The following is a 1,671-nucleotide window of genomic DNA, read 5'->3' as shown; positions in this document are numbered from 1 at the left end:
AAAATCATAGAATTGTGGAAGCACTGCGTGATGATCTGTGTGTCTGTGCTATTTACTATTTATTTTTGGGTGGAGGATTGTATAGAGAAGCTTCCGGGGAATGTTGAATATGCACTTGTTGATTCATCGGTAATTTTCAGGAGTCTATTCTATGTCAGATGGTTCATGTATGCCGGTGGTATTTGATAAATTATCAGAGCAAAAATTTGATAAATATATAAAGTACATGAAGAGTGAAAATAAAAACATTGCGGGGAGGTGATTTGTGTTGGAAAAAATAACAGATTATGAGTATGCTCAAATAGAGTCTGCTATAAATGGTATATTGGGAATCCGAAATAATATAAGTCAATATATTCTAGATAGTTTATTTCAATCGGCAGAAAGCTTTAACAAGAATTGGAAGGGCGAAGCGGAGACCTTATTCGTAGGTAAACTTGAGCTGCTATACAATGCAATTAGTGACACAAATACCGCAGCATATAATATGGCAATGAGTATGAGTGAGCAGGCATCCGAAATTTATAAAAAACAAAATGAGAAATAATTTAACGGAAAAGGGAGAGTTAATGCAATGGCAGATACAAAGAAATATGGTTGGAATGTACAGATAGATGGTGTTCAATATCTGGTGGAGTACATGAAAGGAAGTATATTTATTAATGGTGGGGAGGCTTTCAAGCTCAGATCACTGGAGAGAACAGGCACCTTAAGAAAAGATAAACAGTTGAGCTATACAGTTCCGTTAGCAGGAAAAGAACTGAATCTGGTTATAAGCGCAGTGAGTGGTATCAGTCTCATTATGGATGGAATGGATCTGGGAACATATCCAGATGGTGCAGGAGCTAATCAAAAAGCTCCTGCCTGGATAGTAGTATTTTATGTATTATATTTTATAGAATATTGGGGAATAATGGGTGGTGCCATAGGAGGCTTGCTGCTCGGAACTGCGGCAGTCGTGACGTTTATGGTTGCTAAAAGTGAGAAGCTTTCTACGGGCGTGAAGTTGGTAATATGCATAGCATTGTACGTTGTTGCTACTGCGTTGGAGCTGGTTATAAGATCTGCATTAGCAGGGGTGTCTGACCGGTACAGATAAAATAAAGCCACATACCATATGAAAAATCTGTAAGATATTTCGTGTGGTATGTGGCCTTGTTCTTTATCTTGTATAACTAATTAGTAAATTAGGAAATAGTTCCGTTAGCTGAACATGATATAGTAACTGATTTATTTACTGTCTGAAGCAGTACGCCCTTTGAGGAATACTTTTTTCCAACTGCAGTTGCTGTGGCTTTGTTGCCAGATCTCGTGCAACTGGACACAGACACCTTCCAAGATGAACTATTAGAAGTCACTGCAGCTTTAGCGGATGTGCATTTGCTAGAAGAACCTGTATAACTGAATGTTGCTGCAATCTGAAGACTCCAGAGAGTTTTTCCATTAGAATCGTTGCATAATACGGTTTTTACAGCACTTTTTGTTTTTGTGGCTCTACTCATGGATGGTTGAGTAGGAATTTCTTCGATAATTTCTACGAATGTAAGAGAATCATCACTTGTATCTTCTTCTGCGGCCTTAACAGTTGGAACGTTTATTGTAGACAAACAGATGAAAATCATACAACATATAGCTAATAATCTGCGTAATTTTTTATTCATATTTATTCCT

General features: G+C 37.4%; 4 protein-coding genes. 3 read left to right on the top strand and 1 reads right to left on the bottom strand.

The annotated features are described in order from the left end of the window. The 3 genes from CCU_RS02780 to CCU_RS02770 form a co-directional block, all read left to right on the top strand. A partial coding sequence (locus CCU_RS02780) for a hypothetical protein (RefSeq protein WP_208895934.1) occupies nt 1-186 on the top strand: 186 nt, incomplete at its 5' end. 79 nt (nt 187-265) lie between these two features. After that, nucleotides 266-547: a hypothetical protein gene (locus tag CCU_RS02775; protein ID WP_022216205.1), complete on the top strand. Its 282-nt coding sequence runs from the start codon at nt 266-268 to the stop codon at nt 545-547. Nucleotides 548-574: 27 nt separating this feature from the next. Beyond that, nucleotides 575-1,099 carry a hypothetical protein gene (locus CCU_RS02770; RefSeq protein WP_015533474.1) on the top strand — a complete coding sequence of 175 codons (525 nt, stop codon included), beginning with the start codon at nt 575-577 and terminating at the stop codon, nt 1,097-1,099. A gap of 88 nt (nt 1,100-1,187) precedes the next feature. Here the strand turns inward: CCU_RS02770 and CCU_RS02765 are convergent. Next, nucleotides 1,188-1,671: hypothetical protein (locus CCU_RS02765; RefSeq protein WP_208895933.1), on the bottom strand; the 484-nt coding region annotated here is incomplete at its 5' end.

Source organism: Coprococcus sp. ART55/1, assembly GCF_000210595.1.
GTDB lineage: Bacteria > Bacillota > Clostridia > Lachnospirales > Lachnospiraceae > Coprococcus > Coprococcus aceti.
The sequence above is the reverse complement of the archived record's forward strand: the minus strand, read 5'-3'. Positions and strand labels throughout refer to the sequence as shown.

Excerpts from the sequence above, each read along its gene's own strand:
- CCU_RS02770 (WP_015533474.1), top strand. The coding sequence starts at position 575 with ATGGCAGATACAAAGAAATATGGTTGGAATGTACAGATAGATGGTGTT.